General features: G+C 54.5%; 18 protein-coding genes. 6 read left to right on the top strand and 12 right to left on the bottom strand.

The window, feature by feature from the left end; genetic code table 11:
* Nucleotides 1–81: 81 nt before the first annotated feature.
* The gene (gene yciT / locus SP99_RS12560; RefSeq protein WP_047958820.1) at nucleotides 82–834 is read right to left on the bottom strand and encodes a DNA-binding transcriptional regulator YciT; all 753 of its coding nucleotides are present in this window, start codon (nucleotides 832–834) and stop codon (nucleotides 82–84) included.
* Between the two features lie 43 nt (nucleotides 835–877).
* On the bottom strand, nucleotides 878–1,060 hold the full coding sequence (locus SP99_RS12555; RefSeq protein WP_047958819.1) for a YciZ family protein: 183 nt from the start codon (nucleotides 1,058–1,060) through the stop codon (nucleotides 878–880).
* Nucleotides 1,061–1,253: 193 nt separating this feature from the next.
* Here SP99_RS12555 and SP99_RS12550 point away from each other — a divergent pair, with 193 nt between their 5' ends.
* A complete protein-coding gene (locus SP99_RS12550; protein ID WP_025756593.1) occupies nucleotides 1,254–2,123 on the top strand; it encodes a crotonase/enoyl-CoA hydratase family protein in 870 nt (289 codons plus the stop codon).
* Here SP99_RS12550 and pdeR read toward each other — a convergent pair.
* From pdeR to pspF, 10 genes are all read right to left on the bottom strand, one after another.
* Complete coding sequence (gene pdeR / locus SP99_RS12545) at nucleotides 2,120–4,111, bottom strand: cyclic di-GMP phosphodiesterase (RefSeq protein WP_025756594.1); 1,992 nt, start codon at nucleotides 4,109–4,111, stop codon at nucleotides 2,120–2,122. The two genes, SP99_RS12550 and pdeR, sit on opposite strands and share 4 nt — an antisense overlap.
* Nucleotides 4,112–4,434: 323 nt before the next feature.
* Nucleotides 4,435–6,369, bottom strand: a complete 1,935-nt coding sequence (locus tag SP99_RS12540) for an exoribonuclease II (RefSeq protein WP_047958818.1) — start codon at nucleotides 6,367–6,369, stop codon at nucleotides 4,435–4,437.
* Nucleotides 6,370–6,457: 88 nt separating this feature from the next.
* On the bottom strand, nucleotides 6,458–7,444 hold the full coding sequence (locus SP99_RS12535; protein WP_047958817.1) for a CMD domain-containing protein: 987 nt from the start codon (nucleotides 7,442–7,444) through the stop codon (nucleotides 6,458–6,460).
* 154 nt (nucleotides 7,445–7,598) lie between these two features.
* Nucleotides 7,599–8,387 (bottom strand): enoyl-ACP reductase FabI, encoded by a 789-nt coding sequence (fabI, locus tag SP99_RS12530; protein ID WP_003856831.1) that lies wholly within the window; start codon nucleotides 8,385–8,387, stop codon nucleotides 7,599–7,601.
* Between the two features lie 124 nt (nucleotides 8,388–8,511).
* On the bottom strand, nucleotides 8,512–9,318 hold the full coding sequence (gene sapF, locus SP99_RS12525) for a peptide ABC transporter ATP-binding protein SapF (RefSeq protein ID WP_025756604.1): 807 nt from the start codon (nucleotides 9,316–9,318) through the stop codon (nucleotides 8,512–8,514).
* A gap of 1 nt (nucleotide 9,319) precedes the next feature.
* On the bottom strand, nucleotides 9,320–10,312 hold the full coding sequence (gene sapD / locus SP99_RS12520) for a putrescine export ABC transporter ATP-binding protein SapD (protein WP_047958816.1): 993 nt from the start codon (nucleotides 10,310–10,312) through the stop codon (nucleotides 9,320–9,322).
* Nucleotides 10,312–11,202: a putrescine export ABC transporter permease SapC gene (gene sapC / locus SP99_RS12515; protein ID WP_047958815.1), complete on the bottom strand. Its 891-nt coding sequence runs from the start codon at nucleotides 11,200–11,202 to the stop codon at nucleotides 10,312–10,314. The genes sapD and sapC overlap by 1 nt, the downstream gene beginning before the upstream one ends.
* Nucleotides 11,189–12,154, bottom strand: a complete 966-nt coding sequence (gene sapB, locus SP99_RS12510; RefSeq protein WP_047958814.1) for a putrescine export ABC transporter permease SapB — start codon at nucleotides 12,152–12,154, stop codon at nucleotides 11,189–11,191. Before sapB ends, sapC begins: the two co-directional genes overlap by 14 nt.
* A complete protein-coding gene (gene sapA, locus SP99_RS12505; protein WP_047958813.1) occupies nucleotides 12,151–13,791 on the bottom strand; it encodes an ABC transporter substrate-binding protein SapA in 1,641 nt (546 codons plus the stop codon). The genes sapB and sapA overlap by 4 nt, the downstream gene beginning before the upstream one ends.
* Nucleotides 13,792–13,879: 88 nt before the next feature.
* A complete protein-coding gene (pspF, locus tag SP99_RS12500; RefSeq protein ID WP_047958812.1) occupies nucleotides 13,880–14,857 on the bottom strand; it encodes a phage shock protein operon transcriptional activator in 978 nt (325 codons plus the stop codon).
* A 166-nt stretch (nucleotides 14,858–15,023) separates the two neighbouring features.
* Between pspF and pspA the strand changes: the two genes are divergently transcribed.
* The 5 genes from pspA to SP99_RS12475 all read left to right on the top strand — a co-directional run bounded on the left by pspA (nucleotide 15,024) and on the right by SP99_RS12475 (nucleotide 18,455).
* Entirely contained in the window at nucleotides 15,024–15,692 is a 669-nt protein-coding gene (gene pspA / locus SP99_RS12495) for a phage shock protein PspA (RefSeq protein WP_025756610.1), read from the top strand.
* A gap of 49 nt (nucleotides 15,693–15,741) precedes the next feature.
* The gene (gene pspB / locus SP99_RS12490) at nucleotides 15,742–15,966 is read left to right on the top strand and encodes an envelope stress response membrane protein PspB (protein WP_025756611.1); all 225 of its coding nucleotides are present in this window, start codon (nucleotides 15,742–15,744) and stop codon (nucleotides 15,964–15,966) included.
* On the top strand, nucleotides 15,966–16,325 hold the full coding sequence (gene pspC / locus SP99_RS12485; protein ID WP_047958811.1) for an envelope stress response membrane protein PspC: 360 nt from the start codon (nucleotides 15,966–15,968) through the stop codon (nucleotides 16,323–16,325). The genes pspB and pspC overlap by 1 nt, the downstream gene beginning before the upstream one ends.
* A 12-nt stretch (nucleotides 16,326–16,337) precedes the next feature.
* Complete coding sequence (pspD, locus tag SP99_RS12480) at nucleotides 16,338–16,562, top strand: phage shock protein PspD (RefSeq protein ID WP_047958810.1); 225 nt, start codon at nucleotides 16,338–16,340, stop codon at nucleotides 16,560–16,562.
* A 195-nt stretch (nucleotides 16,563–16,757) separates the two neighbouring features.
* Nucleotides 16,758–18,455 carry a sugar phosphorylase gene (locus SP99_RS12475; RefSeq protein WP_047958809.1) on the top strand — a complete coding sequence of 566 codons (1,698 nt, stop codon included), beginning with the start codon at nucleotides 16,758–16,760 and terminating at the stop codon, nucleotides 18,453–18,455.
* Nucleotides 18,456–18,464: the final 9 nt, after the last annotated feature.

Below are 18,464 nucleotides of genomic sequence, written 5' to 3'. Positions count from 1 at the left end.
GTAAAAACTCTTAAAGCAGGGTTAAGAATCTTCTCAGAGAAAGAACAACATGCGCGCCCGAAATTCGGGCGCGGAGGGAAATCAGGCTGTGGTTTTAATAATATTGACAATGAGACCGTCATCTTCCATTTTATTGCGGTGCGCTTCGCTCAAACGGTCGTCAGTAATAACGCGGCTAAAGCGGGAAACGGGCCCCATGGTGTAAGGGTGAACGGCGCCAAATTTTGAGCTATCCGTGAGCACAATGGCTTCACACTCTTTTTCCAGTACCGCGTTCACGACGTCAGAGCGCATCATATCCCGGCCGGTAAACCCCGTTTCCGGTTGCCAGCCATCAATGCCGATAAAGGCTTTACTGAAATGGACCTGCTGAACGTACTGACGGGTCAGCGGGCCGACCATGCTTTCACTTTTTTTCTGGTAAATACCGCCCAGCAGAATAACCTCGCAGCGCGTCTCTTTAAGCAAATGCGCGATATAGCTACTGACAGTGATAATGGTCACGTCTTTCTGCTCGGCAAGCGTGCGCGCCAGAAGGGCATTACTGCTGCCGTTTTCAATAAAGACAGTCTCGCCATTGTTCACTAACGATGCGGCAAATTCCGCCAGCTCACGTTTCAGCGCGTAGTTATTCATCATACGCGTCTCAACGTCATCGCTGTCCAGCGGGACAGCATACCCGTGCGCGCGACGCAGGTAGCTCTGTTTTTCCAGCAGATTAAGATCCTGACGGATGGTGACTTCAGAAACGCCAGTGGTTTTGGCGAGATCGACTACGCTGACGCGCCCCTGGTCAATGACCATCTGCAAAATGAGTTGTTGTCGGGAATTCATAGCATCCATTTAATAAAGCGAAACGAAGTCGGAAACGGTGGGATTAAACTTCCCACGGCGCTTTGGGCTGGCTGTTTTCGGGCGCAACGTCAGAGCCATTCTGAGCAAGAAGTTCAGACTTCAGGATCTCCAGATTACGAATAGCAGAGTGATAATCGCCCGCCACCAGGATATCCAGCACGGTATCAATACGTTGTGCTACAGCTTGTGCATCAATAGTAGACATAATCTCACCCCAGGCGCGAAAAGTTAATATTTTCAATGATGCAGAAATTAGGATCAAAAGAGAAGGGAAAAAATGCAATAACGAAATCACATAAACGGAAGTGATAAGTTTATTTCCCCTCATAAAGCAGGCCGGGTGAGTGGATTAGTCTAAAACTGCGCGCAAGGCGCTTTTTTATAAGAGGTATTAGACTATGACAGTTATCAATCAGCCAACCTGCACACTGTTCACCGATACTGAACGGTTCACCCAGTTGTCAGGCTATTACGAGGCGGAACGACGCACAGTCTGGATGATGCTGCGAGCCCAGCCACGTCCTTGCTTCAACCATGCGTTAATCGAGGAGATCATGAATTTTTCATGGCTGGTTCGCCAGTCCGGCTTTACGGTTGATTTTTGGGTTACCGGTTCGCTGGTGCCTGAAATGTATAACGTGGGCGGCGATTTACAATTCTTCGTCGAATGCCTGCAGAACGGGCGTCGTGAAGCGTTACGGGCGTATGCCCGCGCCTGCGTTGATTGCGTCCACGCCGCGTCACGGGGGTTTGATACAGGAGCCATCAGCCTGGCAATGGTCGAAGGCAGTGCTCTGGGTGGTGGCTTTGAGGCCGCGCTGGCGCACCATTTTGTCCTGGCACAGCGCGATGCCCGTTTAGGTTTCCCTGAAATCGCCTTTAATTTGTTCCCGGGGATGGGCGGATACTCCCTGGTGGCACGCCGGTCAGGCATGAAGCTGGCGGAGGAACTCATCTACAAAGGAGAGTCTCATACGGCGGAATGGTACGAACAGCACGGGCTGGTGGATGTGCTGTTTGAACCCGGACAAAGCTATGTCTCTGCCAGAACCTTCATCGATACGCTGGCACCAAAACTGAATGGCGTAAGGGCGATGTTGCGCGCTCGTGCGCGTGTTCTGCAGTTGCCTCGCAGTGAACTGATGGATATCACGGAAGACTGGGTTGACGCGGCGTTCTGTCTGGAGCCCAAAGATATCGCCTACATGGAGCGTCTGGTGATGCTGCAAAACCGCCATCACGCGGCGGGTTTGCGTAAAGCCAGTTAACGTTGTTTACGCGCTTGATATCGTTTTAGCCATCGCTCGAATGCGGCAGCGGGCATCGGCTTAGCAAACAGAAAACCCTGCCGTTCGTTGACGCCGTTCTTGGTCAGAAAGGCGTCTTCTTTCGCATTTTCCACCCCTTCGGCAATCACCTGCAGGTTCAACGCCTGCGCCACCGCGACGATGGCGCGCACCAGAGACTGGGAGATTGACTGCTTATGAATGTCTCTGACAAAAGACTGATCGAGTTTTATGGCGTCAATGGGGAAGCGGGCCAGTTGAGAAAGCGACGAGTAGCCGGTACCAAAATCGTCGAGGTGAATTTGTGCCCCGAGTCGGCTGAACTGCTGGATCACCGAAAGCGCCAGCTCTTCGTTCTCAATCAGACAGCTTTCTGTCAATTCAACGTCGACAGGACAGTATTCAAAGTTCAAATCCTTCAGCGCCTGTTTCAGGTCACTAAAAATTGTCTGGTCGGCAAGTTGGCGCGCAGAGACGTTCACGGCCACGCGCAGGTTTATCCCCTTATCGCGCCATTTCGCCACCTGGCGAACCACATCCAGCATGACCCAACGGCCCAGCGGCACGATCAGGCCCGACTCCTCGGCATAAGAGATAAACTCCAGCGGAGGGATCAGACCGCGCTCCGGCGATTGCCAGCGGACCAGCGCTTCCAGACTTCTGATCTCTCCGCGCCAGGTTATTTTAGGCTGGTAGTGGATCAGCAGTTGATCGTTATCCAGCGCTTTACGCAGGTTGGTATCCAGCCAGAGATACTCGAACACGCGCTGGTTCATCTCGGGAGAGAAGACGCAGAACTTGCCGCGGCCGTTCTCTTTCGCGGTATACATGGCGGTATCGGCGTTACGAATGACGCTTTCCCGGTCGTTACCGTGCTGCGGGGCGAGGGCAATCCCCAACGAGCAGCCGGTGTAAACCTCAATCAGACCGATTCTGAACGGCTGGCGCAGGCGAGTCAAAATACGGGACGCCATCGCCTCCAGAGACCCCTGAGAGGTATGGGTGGCCATGACGATAAACTCATCACCGCCAAGCCGGGCCAGCACCTGGCCCTCATCCAGGCAACTCAAAATGGCGAGCGCGACAGCCTGTAACAGCTGATCGCCAAACATATGCCCGTAGGCGTCGTTGACCTTTTTAAAGTTATCCAGATCGAGATACACCACGCCAACCTGCGTATCGCCGCGGGTGGCGATGGCGTCAGAAATCAGTTCGTGAATGGCATTGCGGTTTGGTAAACCGGTGATGGTATCGGTATTGGCCAGCACGCGCAGCCGCTCCTGCGCGCGGCGTTCCTCGGTAATGTCGGTACCGGAACAGATGAGAAAAATTTCATTTTTACCGCTGCCGCTATGAACAAATTTGTTTCTGAACAGAAACAACCGTTGCCCCTTACGCGTTTTGATCCAGCGTTCCACTTCGTAGGAGCTGCCGTTGCGAAAGAAACCGGTAATATTCCGCTTTGAGGCTGCCGCTTCGCTGCGGCTCATAAACAGCTTAAACACGTTCTGGCCAATTACTTCGTGTTCTTTGAGACCGGTGTACTCTTCGCTCAGCCGGTTAAAACGCTGAATATTGCCGTTTTGATCGAGAATAACGATGACGGAGTTGGCCTCTGAAACAACTTGTTCCGCAAAAGAGAGTCCCTGAGCCAGATCGCGGGCCACGGAAGGGGTATCGTTCCAGGCCGACGCGGTGCCTGCCCACTCGTTGCGGGTGATTTTGCGCCCCACAAGATGGACCGGCACCTCTTCCCCGTACAGGGAGAGCGACATGGAAATACTGGAGGTAATCACGGTTAACTGACGGATGAGATCGGCCTGCTCGTCGTCCAGCGCCACCACCTGCGTAACGTCGGCATTTTCGCTGGTGGCCAGGTGCAGAGCATTGCTGTCAGCTGACAGGCGCCACCAGGGGCTGTGCGTCCCCATGTAACGAAACAGCAAATTCTGCTCCAGTTCGTCCATCATGTTTTCTCCCGCAGCTGTTCATTAGCGCACAAATTATTCATTTGCAGTCGACTTTTCCGTTGTGAAACAGCGGCAAAACCGAAGTGAACTTATTGTTTTTCCCTGTTTTCTTATAATAAAACGAGTCAGGTAGAAAAAAATACCGAGCGTATAAAAATTCAGGTAACCGAATATAACAACCCCCTTTTACTGTAGATAATTATGGCGATTTTGGGCGAAGGGAGAGGGGAATTTGTGAGAAAACGTGATGATTTTGTGGCGAGGGTAAAAAGAGAGATTGTCGGCCATTCCTGAGAGGAAATGACCGACAATTGAACAGCTTATCAGGCGACAGGGCGTGCGATAATACTGCGGGTTTCCATGCGGACTTCGGCGATAGTTACGTCGATCACGTCGGTGACTTTGTAAACCGTTTCACCTTTAATTTGCACCGTTCCGTTTTCCTGGCTGCAGACCATTTCGTCACGGACAGCGTGCAGGAACGGAGCAGGAATAAAGGCCACCGCGCCGTTATCGACCAGACGTACGCGCATACCCCCGCGGCTGATATCAATGATCTCTGCCGCAAAACGGGTATCCGTGCCGGCTTTATCCTGCAGGAAGCGCGCGTACAGCCAGTCTCCCACGTCACGCTCCGCCATGCGGTTCAGGCGGCGACGTTCGGCCATCTGCAGCGTGGTCTCCTCCTGAGGACGGGCAATCGTTTCGCCTTTGATGATGGCTTTCAGCAGACGGTGGTTCACCATATCGCCGTATTTACGGATGGGCGATGTCCAGGTGGCGTACGCTTCCAGGCCGAGGCCAAAGTGCGGGCCTGGCTCGGTGCTGATTTCTGCGAAGGACTGGAAGCGACGAATACGGCTGTCCAGGAAACCGGATGGCTGTGCATCCAGCTCACGACGAAGCTTGCAGAACCCCGGCAGCGTAAGTACTTCTTCCGGATCCACATGCACATCGTGATTTTTCAGCAGGGCCGCTAGCGCTTCGGTATTCGCCGGGTCAAACCCGGTATGGACGTTGTAAATACCAAAGCCCAGTTTGTCGCGCAGCACGCGTGCGGCGCAAATGTTAGCGGCAATCATCGCTTCTTCTACGATACGGTTGGCAATGCGACGCGGCTCAGCCACGATATCCAGCACTTCACCTTTTTCACCCAGCACAAAGCGATAATCCGGGCGATCTTTGAACACCAGCGCATGGGTTTGACGCCACTCGCCGCGGTTCAGGCAGATACGATGCAGCAGACGGATTTGCTCGGCAATCGCGTCGGATTCCGGTTTCCAGGTGCCCGTATTTTCAAGCCAGTCGGAGACGTTATCGTAGACCAGCTTGGCTTTCGATTCGATGGTGGCGGCAAAGAACTCAATATCGTCTTCAATGGTACCATCCGCTGCGATGGTCATGCGGCAGGCAAGGACCGGACGTACTTCATCCGGACGCAGCGAGCAGAGATCGTCTGACAATTCGCGCGGCAGCATCGGAATATTGAAGCCTGGCAGGTAGTTGGTGAAGGCACGGATCTTCGCCGCGTCATCCAGCTTGCTGCCTTCGGCAATCCAGGCTGTCGGATCGGCAATGGCAACCGTCAAATGCAGTTTGCCGTCATCGCTCTCTTCAGCGTAGAGCGCGTCATCCATATCTTCTGTGCTGGCGCTGTCGATGGTGACAAACGTCAGGGCGGTGAGATCGTGACGCGTCAAACCTTCGTCCTGCATCTCGGTCGCCACGCCATTTGGCGCTTCTTTTTCAAGATTGTGGCGCGCGAGGGTGACCCACCATGGCACGAAATGGTCAGCGCCAAAGGTGATGAACTGGGTTAACTCGGCATAGAAACCGCGATCGCCTTTCAGCGGATGACGGCGCATTTCGGCCACGGCCCAGTCACCGTCTTTAAAATCATGCTCAACACCACGGGCAGCACGGCACGGAATGGCATCTTTCAGCAGGGGATGATCCGGTACGACAGAGAGACGATCGTCTTTTCTCTGCACCTTGCCCACAAAACGGGTCAGGAACGGTTCAATCAGTTCTTCCGGCTCGGCGGACTCACGTTCCTTCTCGGTATGAATGACGGCCATGACGCGATCGCCATGCATCACTTTCTTCATCTGCGGAGGCGGAATGAAGTAGCTTTTCTGCGCGTCAACTTCAAGGAAGCCAAAGCCCTTTTCCGTGGCTTTTACGACCCCTTCTGCACGCGGCGTCTGGGAATGCAGTTGCTGTTTAAGCTGCGCTAGCAGCGGGTTGTCCTGAAACATAATGTTCTATTTTCGTAGCCATTGAGCGGCTGACAGTTTTACGCGATTCTCACTGTCTCAGCAAGCGGTCTTTGGGTAATTAGTATGGTTATTCCTCTTTACCCAACGCGACTTTCAGACGCGTAAGCCAGCCCTCAAACGCACTTTGAGTCAGCAGCGCGATGGCGTGTTCGGCTGAAAGTCCTTGATCCGTGAGCGGGGTAAACTGTGCGGCACTGAAGCGGTCCGGTGAACGTGTCAGCAACTCAACCGCAGCGGAGAGCGCAGGAGAGGTCAGAGCAATCGTTTCCCGGCTGTGTATCATGATTTCTCCCGTCAGGTCGAGCAGCGACGGCTCATGACAAAGGACCGGAGTCAGCGCTTCAAGCGCGGGCTCTGCCTGCCAGCGGGACAACGACTCAAGCTGATGCGCACTCGCATAGCGCAGTTCGACGACCGGTAACAGCGGCACCCACGCGCTGTGGATCGCGGGCAGGGTGTGCGGCTGAATATGATGACCCGGCAACCAGCGAACAGGGTGTCCCAACAGCGCCTGAAACACCGCGACTACGCGCGCCTGAAAACCGATAAAGCCGATAATCTGGTTAATCACCACGATGTCATATATTGACAGGCCCACCTCATCCAGCTGGTTTTGCGCTTTATCATCAATGACATCAGGGGAGCTGGCGAGCTGGCGGGCATACTGCGTGATTTGCGCCAGGCGTCGGTTGCTTTCGCGAGAGGAGTCCGGGCCGGGAAGCGGGGCGAGGAGGGCGGCGTAGTGGTTACAAAGCCGCTGGACGCCACAGGCCTGTGCGACCGTCAGCGCGGTGCTGAGCCTGTCGTAGGCGCTGAGCGTGTGCAGGCGGTTCACGGGAATCGAGAGCGGAAACAGCAGATGACATAAGGCTCTGGCAGGGGTAAGCCAGCCAGAACAGGCGGCGACAATCTCATCAGGCAAGGCTAAATCGAGCAAAAAACGATCGTCGACGTTAGCGGCTTCGGGCACCAGGGGCAGAACATCCGTCTGCGCGTGGTTTGACTGGGTTTCGTGGTACCAGTGGCCTTTGCCGGAAAAACGGCGTTGTTCCATGTGCGTTCCTTGATCTCAAAATGGCGATCAATATCCTGGCGTAAGGCTGATAAAGGGAAAAATATTGTTAGGTGATAACAAATAGCAGAACGGAATAACGAAGGGGTGACGCGGGGAGAAATACTCTCTTCCCGGGCGGGAAGAGAGTCACAGCTTATTTAATTTCCAGCTCGTTCATTGCAGCGATGTTGAAGCCGCCGTCAACGTGAACCACTTCGCCGGAGATACCCGCGGAAAGGTCAGAGCACAGGAATGCTGCAGAGTTACCCACATCTTCAATGGTAACAGTACGACGAATTGGGGTAACCGCTTCGCAGTGTGCCAGCATTTTACGGAAATCTTTGATGCCGGACGCTGCCAGGGTGCGGATTGGACCTGCAGAGATGGCGTTAACGCGCACGCCTTCAGGGCCCATTGCGTTCGCCATGTAGCGTACGTTGGCTTCCAGCGACGCTTTAGCCAGACCCATTACGTTGTAGTTAGGGATAGCGCGTTCTGCGCCCAGGTAAGACAAGGTCAGCAGGGCTGCGCCCGGGTTCAGCATCGCGCGGCAGGATTTTGCCATCGCCACGAAGCTGTAGGAGCTGATGTCGTGTGCGATTTTGAAGCCATCGCGGGTTACCGCATTCACGTAGTCACCGTCCAGCTGGTCGCCAGGAGCGAAGCCGATGGAGTGAACGAAACCGTCGAATTTCGGCCATGCTTTTGCCAGTTCAGCAAACATGCCGTCGATGCTTTCGTCTTGTGCAACGTCACATTCCAGCACAATGCTGGAACCCAGCTGCGCGGCAAACTCTTCAACACGGCCTTTCAGCTTGTCGTTCTGGTAGGTGAACGCCAGCTCAGCGCCTTCGCGATGCATTGCCTGTGCGATGCCGTATGCGATGGACAGTTTGCTGGCAACGCCAGTTACCAGAATGCGCTTACCGGAAAGAAAACCCATAGCTTTAATCCTTATATTCATTGTTGTGCCGATTGTCATCATATCGGGACAATCGTCGTTAAAACGCGGCGATAATATCACGTGTCGCGTGCTTAGTTAATCCGACCACTCTTTCAATGCGCGCTTATCGGTCTTTTCGCCACGCATCAGCCGTCAATGCTTCACCGAAATGACCGGCAATCAGTCGTTTTGTCAGCTCATGAAGCGGGGAGGCCATCACATCCGCCGTGCTGCCGCGCTCGACCACTTCCCCCTGGTGCATGACCAACACCTGATCGCTGATGTGTTTCATCATCCCCAGATGCTGGGTCACGTAGATATAAGAGATACCCTGTTTTTCCTGCAATTCCAGCATCAGGTTAATCAACTGCGAGCGCATCGACATATCCAGCGAGGCAAGCGCCTCGTCGGCAATAATCACTTTCGGTCGCAAAATCAGCGCACGCGCCAGACCCAGACGCTGTTTCTGGCCGGGAGCCAGCATATGAGGGTAGTAACTTTCGTGATCCGGTAACAGCCCAACCATACGCAGGGTTTCAACGATGCGCTTGCGGCGCGCCTCCGGCTCAAGGTCAGTGTTCAGACGCAGCGGAAAATCGAGGATCTGCGAAATGCGCTGGCGTGGATTGAGCGAGGTCGACGGATCCTGGAAAATCATGCGGATGCGCTGGCTGCGGAAAGAGTAATCGCCGAACGCCAGCGGATGATCGTCAATCAGCACTTCACCGTCGGTCGGTTCGACCATTCCCGCCAGCATTTTTGCCAGCGTGGATTTGCCGGAACCGTTCTCACCGATGATCGCCAGGGTCTGTTTTTCACGCAGGGTAAAGCTCAGGGGTTTTACCGCTTCGACCGTCTGACGATGAAACAGCCCCGTACGATAGCGAAAGGTCTTACTCAGGTTGCGGACTTCCAGCAAGGTTTCGACCATTTCACTCTCTCTCCATGTTCAGCGGGAAATGACAGGCATAAAGATGGTTTTTAGCCCCCGTCAGACGCGGCGTTTCAATGCACTTGCGCTGCGCGTAGGGACATCGCGGCCCCAGACGGCAGCCTATCGGCAAGGATTCCAGCAGCGGAATCGCCCCTGGCAGGGTATTCAGGCGGCTCTTGTGCGGCATGGCACTGCCAAAATCCGGAATCGCGCGGATAAGCGCCTGCGTATACGGATGATGCGGCGCGGTGATCAGGTCTTCACTTGGCGCAGTTTCGACCGTTTGCCCGCAGTACATCACATCAATTTTATCCGCCCATTTGCTGAGCATTTGCAGGTCATGGCTGATCAGCAAAATGGTGGTGTTGTTATTCTGGTTGAGGCGCGACAGCAGGCGGAAGATTTGCGCCTGCGTGGTGGGCTCCATCGCGTTGGTGGGTTCATCCGCAATCAACAGGCGCGGCTGATTGGCCAGCGCGATGGCAATCATCACTTTCTGGCATTCACCGTCGGTCAGTTCATAGGGGAAACTGCGCATTGCGTCTTTATGATCTTTGATCCCGACGCGGTGCAGCAGCTCAATGGCGCGGCGTTTTCGCCAGCCGAAACGCTGCCACCAGCGGCCTTTATAGGTCCAGCCGGGAATGTTCTGCATCAGCTGTTTGCCCACGCGTTCGGACGGGTCGAGACAGGACTGCGGCTCCTGGAAAATCATCGAGACGTTATGCCCGACCAGCTTACGCCGCTCGCGCGGGGAGAGACGCAGCAGGTCGATATCATCAAAGCGCATACGGTCTGCGGTCACGCGCCAGTTATCTTTTGCCACGCCGCAAATGGCTTTGGCAATCAGGCTTTTCCCCGAGCCGGATTCACCCACCAGCCCGCGAATCTCACCCTCAGCAAGGGTAATACTGATACGATCGACGGCTTTAACCCAGCCTTCACCGGTTTTGAATTCGATGGTGAGGTTGCGAATATCAAGAAGCGGCATTATTGCACCCCCGCGTTAATTGCACGGCGAATACCGTCGCCCAGCAGGTTGATCAGCAACACGCTCACCATAATGGCCGCACCCGGCAGCATCACCGTCCACGGCGCAACGTAGATTAATTCCAGCGCGTCCCCGAGCATCGCGCCCCATTCAGGAGACGGCAACTGCGCGCCGAGGTCGAGGAAGCCAAGCGCAGCGATGTCCAGAATCGCCATCGACAGGGCGCGGGTGATTTCGGTGACCAGCCCGGCGGCAATGTTAGGCAAAACGGCAAACCACAGAATATTGAAGGTCGTTGCGCCGTCCAGCCGGGCTGCGACGACATACTCTTTTTCCAGCTCATCATGCACCATGCTGTAAACTGAACGCACGATGCGGGGCAGAATAGCCAGCCAGACGGCGAACATGGCATGCGACAGGTGCGGACCGGCAAAGGCAACCACAATGATCGCCAGCAGCAGAGAGGGAATCGAGAGCAGCGTATCGAGAATGTGGTTAAGCACCGCCGAACGCAGACCATGGGTAGAGCCCGCAAAAATACCCAGCGCCAGCCCACAGATCGTTGCCGCAAATGTCACCACAAACGCCCCGCCCACGGTAGGCGCAGCACCGCTCAGCAGGCGGCTGAGCACGTCACGTCCGAGATCGTCCGTTCCCAGGAAGAAGGAGACTTCACCGTAGCGCGACCAGGAAGGCGGCAGCAGCTGATAGCCCAGGAACTGCTGATCAATACCATAAGGCGCAAACCACGAACCAAAAATGCAAAGCACCACCAGACCGGCGCAGCCATAAAGGCCGATCATCGCCGTGGTGTCGCCGTAGAATTTACGCCACACGGTACGCAGCACACCGGGTGTGCGCTTTTCACTGTATACGCTATCGTAAGGCATACCATTCCTTATGCTTCAATGGGTTGGCCATAGCACCCAGAATATCGGACAACACGTTCACAATGATCACCAGCGAACCAATCACCATCACTCCAGCCGAAATCGCCGCGTAGTCCTGCTGGCGGATAGCGTTAATCAGCCACCGTCCCAGCCCGGGCCAGCTAAAGACCATCTCGGTGATCATGGCCAGCGTGAGCATGGTGGAAAACTGTAATCCCAGACGTGGGATTACCGGCGGCAGGGCGTTATGCAGGACGTTGCGACGCAGGATGGTCAGGCGCGACAACCCGCGCGTCGCGGCGGCTTTAACATAGTTCTGGTCAAACACCTCAATGGTACTCAGACGCATCAGACGGATCACTTCGGTCGTCGGTGCCACCGCCAGGGTCAGCACCGGCAATACCATATGGCGCAGGGCGCTCACGATCATCTCATCGCGCCACACGGAATCGGAGAGCCATGCGTCAACGATCGCAAAGCCCGTCACCGTTTTCACCGTGTAAAGCAGGTCAAAACGGCCTGAGACCGGCAACCAGCCCATTGTCAGCGAGAAGAAAAGCGTCAGCAGCAGCGCCAGCCAAAAGACCGGGATGGAGAAGCCGAGCAGGGCCAGCGCACTGATCAACTTATCCTGCCATTTGTTGCGATAAATGCCGGCCAACATCCCCACGGGAATGCCAACCATCAGGGCAAAGCCGAAGGCCAGAATGCACAGTTCCATCGTGGCCGGGAAGACCTCTTTTAACTGCTCGGAAATCAGCTGTCCGTTAATGCTGGACACGCCAAAATCCCAGTGCAGCAGCCCGTTAAACCAGAAGAGCCAGGCATCCCACAGGGAAGAGCCCTGGAGCGGGGCATGCGGCGTAAAATAGCTCAGGCTGAAGCCGACAAAGTTCAGGAAAAAGAGCGTCACCAGCAGCAACAGGAGCCGACGTAAGGTAAAAATAATCATGGTTTTTTCACCTCTTGTTCTTTTTCACGCGACACACCGGCGAACGAGGCGTTGCCGAAAGGACTCAGCACCAGGCCTTTAATATCATAACGATAGGCCTGCAGACGCAGGGAGGAGGCCAGCGGCAACACCGGCAGCTCCTGCGCGAGGATCTTCTGCGCTTCATCATAGGCGTCGATGCGGGAAGCCAGCTGTTGGGAAGCCAGCGCTTTTTGCAGCACGGCGTCAAACTCCCGGTGACACCAGTGGGCGTAGTTGGTCTGCGAGTTTATCGCCGCGCAGCTTAGCAACGGACGGAAGAAGCTGTCCGGATCGTTACTGTCGGTGGCCCAGCCGGTCAGGGTTAAATCATGATTCATGTCCATCAGGCGCGCCTCCTGGAAACGGCCCTCTACCGGTAAGATGATCACCTTCACGCCGACCTGCGCCATATCCGCCTGCAGCAGCTCGGCGGTCTTGAGCGGGCTCGGGTTCCACGCCTGGGAACTGGTAGGCACCCAAAGTTGCAGCGTGAGGTTTTCCGCGCCCAGAGCCTTCAACTGTTCGCGCGCTTTTGCCGGATTGTATTCCGTAATTTTAGCCTCACCGTCGTAGGCCCACGAGGCGCGCGGTAAAATTGAGGCGGCGGTTTCAGCTGTGCCGTAGTAGATCGACTGCATCAGGCGCTGGTTGTTGATCGCCAGCGCCAGCGCATGACGAACGGCAGGGTTATTCAACGGCGGCTTATCGGTGTTGAAGGCCAGATAAGCGATGTTCATGCCGGGACGTAACGTCAGACGCAGGCGCGGGTCGTCGCGCAAAATGGTGAGCTGGCTGGCAGCAGGCCAGGCGAGCACATCACACTCACCGGTGAGCAGTTTTGACAGACGCCCCGTCCCGCCGGAACCCAGATCGACCACCACCTGCGGCATCAGCGGCGTGCCGCGCCAGAAATGTTCGTGGCGCTGCAGACGAATATATTGCCCGGCGCGGTATTCGGCCAGCTGGAATGGACCGGTGCCGACTGGCTGACGATCGAGCAGCTCCTGACGATCTTTTTTCGTCAGCTTCGCCGCGTATTCGGCCGACATAACGGACGCATAGTGAGTCGCCAGATGCCAGAGGAAGGAGGCATCCGGTCGGGTCAGCGTAAATTCAACCGTCCGGTTATCCAGCTTGCGCACGCTCTTAACGGTGTCGGCAAACTGCAGGCTGTCGAAATAGGGGAAGTTGCTGCCGTTGACGTTATGCCACGGGTGATTGCGGTTGAAGATACGCTGGAACGTAAAGACCACATCGTCCGCGTTCAGCTTGCGCGTGGGGGTAAACCACGGCGTGCGCTGAAACGCCACATCATCACGAAGATGAAAACGGTAGGTTGCGCCGTTATCCAATACTTCCCAGCTCTCCGCCAGCTCGGGGACCAGACGGTAGGTGTAAGGATCGACATCAAGCAGCCGATCGTAAAGCTGGGCGGCGAGGGTATCCACAATCAGGCCGCTGCCCGCTTTTTGCGGGTTGAAGGTGTCCACCTGGCCGCTGACGCAATAGACGAAGCCGCTGTCTCGAATGTCAGGCTGCGGCGTTTGCCCGGGCGCAGCAAAGGCCAGGCTGCTGAACAGACCGAGTGCAAAAAAGGACGATAAAACCAGACGCATAATTTTTAAGGTTTTTAGGTTCGATCTGCAAAGTGTATCGCACTTACGCCTGCTTCGTAAAAATGTCTGCGGGTAAGTGCTGATATTGTCAGCGCATTTGATGCTTTTTGAGCAATGCCCTTAACTGATGGTAGGTCAGACCCAGCAGTTCAGCTGCCCGTTTCTGGTTATATTTTGCTGCCTTCAGGCTTTGTTCCAGCAGCTGTTGCTCCTGGTCGTGCTGGAACTGACGTAAATCCAGGGGAAGGGTGGGCGCATCGGCCGACAACGACGGAGCGGATATCGGGGGGGCGCTACGCTGAAAAGGATCGATAATAATGTTGTCCAGCTCCGTCTCGCTGCTGGCGTGGCGATAGACGGAACGCTCGACGACGTTTTTCAGCTCGCGGATATTTCCCGGCCAGTGATAAGCAAGCAGCGTCTCCCGGGCATAGTCGCTAAAGCCGGGGAAGAGCGGCAGACCCAGTTCACGGCACATCTGGATAGCAAACTGTTCTGCCAGCAGCATGATGTCGCTTCGCCGCTCGCGCAACGGGGGAAGCTGAACGACGTCAAAAGCCAGCCGGTCAAGCAGATCGGCACGGAATTTTTCCTCCGCGACCCTTTCCGGCAGGTTGGCGTTGGTGGCGCAGACCAGGCGCACATTGACCTGCAGCGGCTGGCTGCCGCCGACACGCTCCAGCTCGCCGTACTCAATCACGCGCAGCAGTTTTTCCTGCACCAGCATCGGCGCGGTGGCCAGTTCGTCGAGAAACAGCGTGCCGCCGTCGGCGCGCTCAAAGCGTCCGGGATGGCGCTTCTGGGCGCCGGTAAACGCGCCCGCTTCATGGCCGAAGAGCTCGCTGTCGAGCAAATTTTCATTGAGCGCCGCGCAGTTAAGGGAAATGAAGGGGCCATCCCAGCGCCCGGACAAATAATGCAGACGATTGGCTATCAGCTCCTTTCCGGTTCCGCGTTCACCGATGATGAGCACCGGTTTATTGAGCGGCGCAAGGCGGGAGACCTGTTCCAGCACTTCCAGAAAACTGTTGGCTTCACCGAGTAGATTGTCTTTGTATCCAGGCATGATGAAATTAACCACTCCTTAGCGATATTCACCAGGTAAGCATAGTTGCGCGTTGCCTGAAAAGCAATCAGGCTCATGAAAATCAATAAGATAAAAAACTGGCACGGGTTTTGTATTATCTGTACAGCAGGGCATCGCCCGATAACAGAACTAAGAGGATTCGATTATGGGTATTTTTTCTCGTTTTGCCGACATCGTGAACGCCAACATCAACTCGCTGCTTGAGAAAGCGGAAGATCCGCAGAAACTGGTACGCCTGATGATTCAGGAGATGGAAGACACGCTGGTTGAAGTGCGTTCTACCTCTGCCCGTGCGCTGGCGGAGAAAAAACAGCTTACGCGTCGTATTGAGCAGGCTACCGCTCAGCTGAACGAATGGCAGGAGAAAGCGGAGCTCGCGCTGCGTAAGGACAAAGAAGATCTGGCCCGTGCGGCGTTGATTGAAAAACAGAAGCTGGCAGAGCTGGTGGCGACTCTTGAGCATGAAGTGACGCTGGTGGATGACACGCTCAGCCGAATGAAGAAAGAGATCGGTGAGCTTGAAAACAAACTGAGCGAAACGCGGGCGCGTCAGCAGGCGCTGACTTTGCGTCACCAGGCCGCGAGCTCTTCCCGCGACGTGCGTCGTCAACTGGACAGCGGCAAGCTGGATGAGGCGATGGCGCGTTTTGAATCGTTTGAGCGTCGTATCGACCAGATGGAAGCGGAAGCCGAAAGTCACAGCATCGGCAAGCAGAAGTCGCTGGATCAACAGTTCGCCGATCTGAAAGCCGATGATGAAATCAGCGAGCAACTGGCGGCACTGAAAGCCAAAATGAAGCAAGATAACCAATAATAATGCCTGCGGCACCTGAGTGTGCCGCCTCGTAAGACAAGGAGTACACATGAGCGCGCTTTTTCTGGCCATTCCCCTGACTATTTTCGTGCTGTTCGTATTGCCGATATGGCTCTGGCTGCACTACAGCAACCGTTCTTCACGGGGCGAACTTTCCCAGAGTGAACAACAGCGTCTGGCACAGCTCTCCGAGGAGGCGAACAGAATGCGCGAACGCATTCAGGCGCTGGAAGCCATTCTCGATGCCGAACACCCAAACTGGAGGGATCGTTAATGTCTGAACTGAATCTGAACAAAAAGTTGTGGCGTATTCCGCAGCAGGGCATGGTGCGAGGCGTTTGTGCCGGGCTGGCGCATTATCTTGATGTCCCGGTAAAACTGGTCCGCGTGGTCACCGTGCTGTCGATCTTCTTCGGTCTGGCATTTATTACCCTGGTGGCGTACATCATTCTGTCGTTTGTCCTTGACCCGATGCCGGAAGGGGAACTGGCTGCGGAAGGGGCTCCCACCAGCAGCGATCTCCTCAATGCTGTGGATGAGCAACTCGCCGCCGGTGAGAGGCGGTTACGGGAAATGGAACGTTATGTCACATCCGATACCTTTACGCTGAGAAGTCGTTTCCGTCAGCTTTAAGAGAGAAAAGAGATGAAACAACACTGGCAACAGGCCGGTCAAAAGGTAAAACCCGGCCTGAAAATCGCAGGTAAGCTGGTCCTGATGACCGCGTTACGTTACGGTCCGGCTGGGGTAGCGGGGTGGGCGATTAAATCGGTTGCCCGCAAGCCGGTCAGAATGGTGCTGGCCGTGGCACTCGAACCGCTGTTGCAAAACGTTGCAAAACGGCTTTCACGCCGTTATTTCACCCGGTAATGTCCCCTCGCGTTGGCCTTTCTCTTTCGTGAGCAGGGCTGGCGACAGTTAACGCTATTTTCGCTTTTCCCCATTCTTTCTTTGCGGCAGCTCACAATACTGCGTTGAGCTGCTTTGCAATGCCCTTTTTCTGCCTCCCGGTCCGTTGACAGATATTTTCCATGGGAGTAGATTGCCATCCGTGGGACCGCTACCATGGAAAATAAAGTGAACGCAAAAATTAAAGAACTTATTAATCGTATTTACGGGGAAATGTTTTCTGATGCCCAGCTCAATGCGCTACTGGAAAATATCGGAAAGGCCGCTTCTGTTATTACGGAAACGCGTAAAACGGATTGGGATGAAAATGATGTTGTTCTGATTACCTATGCCGATCAGTTTTCGGCAGAAGGGGAGAAGGCCCTTCCTGTTTTTACACGTTTTTATAATAAATGGCTTTCTGCTTCTTTTTCTCATGTCCATCTCTTACCTTTTTACCCATGGTCTTCGGACGACGGTTTTTCTGTCATTGATTATCATCAAGTTGCACCTGAAACAGGAACATGGCGAGACGTTGCCGAATTAAAACAGTCAACCAGTTTGATGTTTGATTTTGTCTGTAACCACATGTCAGCCAAAAGCAAATGGTTTGCTAATTATCTTAAACAAACCCCAGGGTACGACGATTTCTTTATTGCTGTCGATCCTCAAACTGACCTCTCCGCCGTAACGCGTCCGCGCGCATTACCGCTTCTTACACCTTTCACGCTTCATGATGGCAGCGTACGCCACCTGTGGACCACCTTCAGTGACGACCAGGTCGATCTCAATTTCGCCTCGCCACAGGTGCTGATTGCGATGGTTGACGTGCTGCTGCATTACTTGATTGAAGGGGCGCGTTACATCCGTCTGGATGCCGTTGGGTTTATGTGGAAAACGCCCGGAACATGCTGCATCCACCTTGAACAAACGCATCTCCTCATTCAGCTCTTCCGCGCCATTACCGACGTCGTTGCACCTGGCACGGTGATCATCACGGAGACCAACGTTCCGCATCAAGACAACATCTCTTACTTTGGCAACGGTGAAAATGAAGCGCAGATGGTTTACCAGTTCTCGCTGCCTCCGCTGGTACTGCATGCGGTGCATAGCCAGGATGTTCGTGTTCTCAGTGAGTGGGCTGCGTCGCTCACGCTGCCCTCAACGAACACCACCTGGTTCAACTTCCTGGCCTCGCATGACGGGATTGGCCTTAATCCGTTACGGGGAATTTTACCCGAATCAGAGATCCTCTCCCTGGTTGAAAAACTTCAGCACGAAGGGGCGCTGGTTAACTGGAAAAATAACCCGGATGGTACCCGAAGTCCTTATGAAATTAACGTAACCTATCTGGATGCATTAAGTACACGTGATTGTGATGATAATCAACGCGTGGCCCGTTTTATTCTGGCGCACGCCGTGCTGTTAAGTTTTCCGGGTGTGCCTGCGGTTTATATTCAGAGTGTTCTGGGGTCGCGTAATGATTATGAAGGGGTTAAGCGCCTGGGATACAACCGTGCGATTAATCGAGAGAAATACGTTGCAGGCAAAATTGATGATGCGTTGGAAAATAAAAACAGTTTGCGATATCAGGTCTATTCCGCGTTAAGCCGGTTAATTGCGCTGCGACGGATGGAAAAAGCATTCCATCCTGACAGTGAAGCGTATTTTAGTACATCAGGAAACGCTATTTTAAAAATTACTCGCGTTGCGGTTTCGGGTGAAAAAATAACCGCAATATTTAATTTCAGCGAACGTACCCAAACGGTGCAATCCGATATTTCAGTTGGCAGGGATTTGATCGCCGGAAATGCTATTACCGATACAACGCTAACCCTTACTCCATGGCAGGTGTTGTGGATTAAAGAAAACTAAAAAAGGACC

Source organism: Enterobacter sp. BIDMC92, from assembly GCF_001030225.1.
GTDB classification, from domain to species: Bacteria; Pseudomonadota; Gammaproteobacteria; order Enterobacterales; family Enterobacteriaceae; genus Enterobacter; species Enterobacter sichuanensis.
The sequence above is the reverse complement of the archived record's forward strand: the minus strand, read 5'-3'. Positions and strand labels throughout refer to the sequence as shown.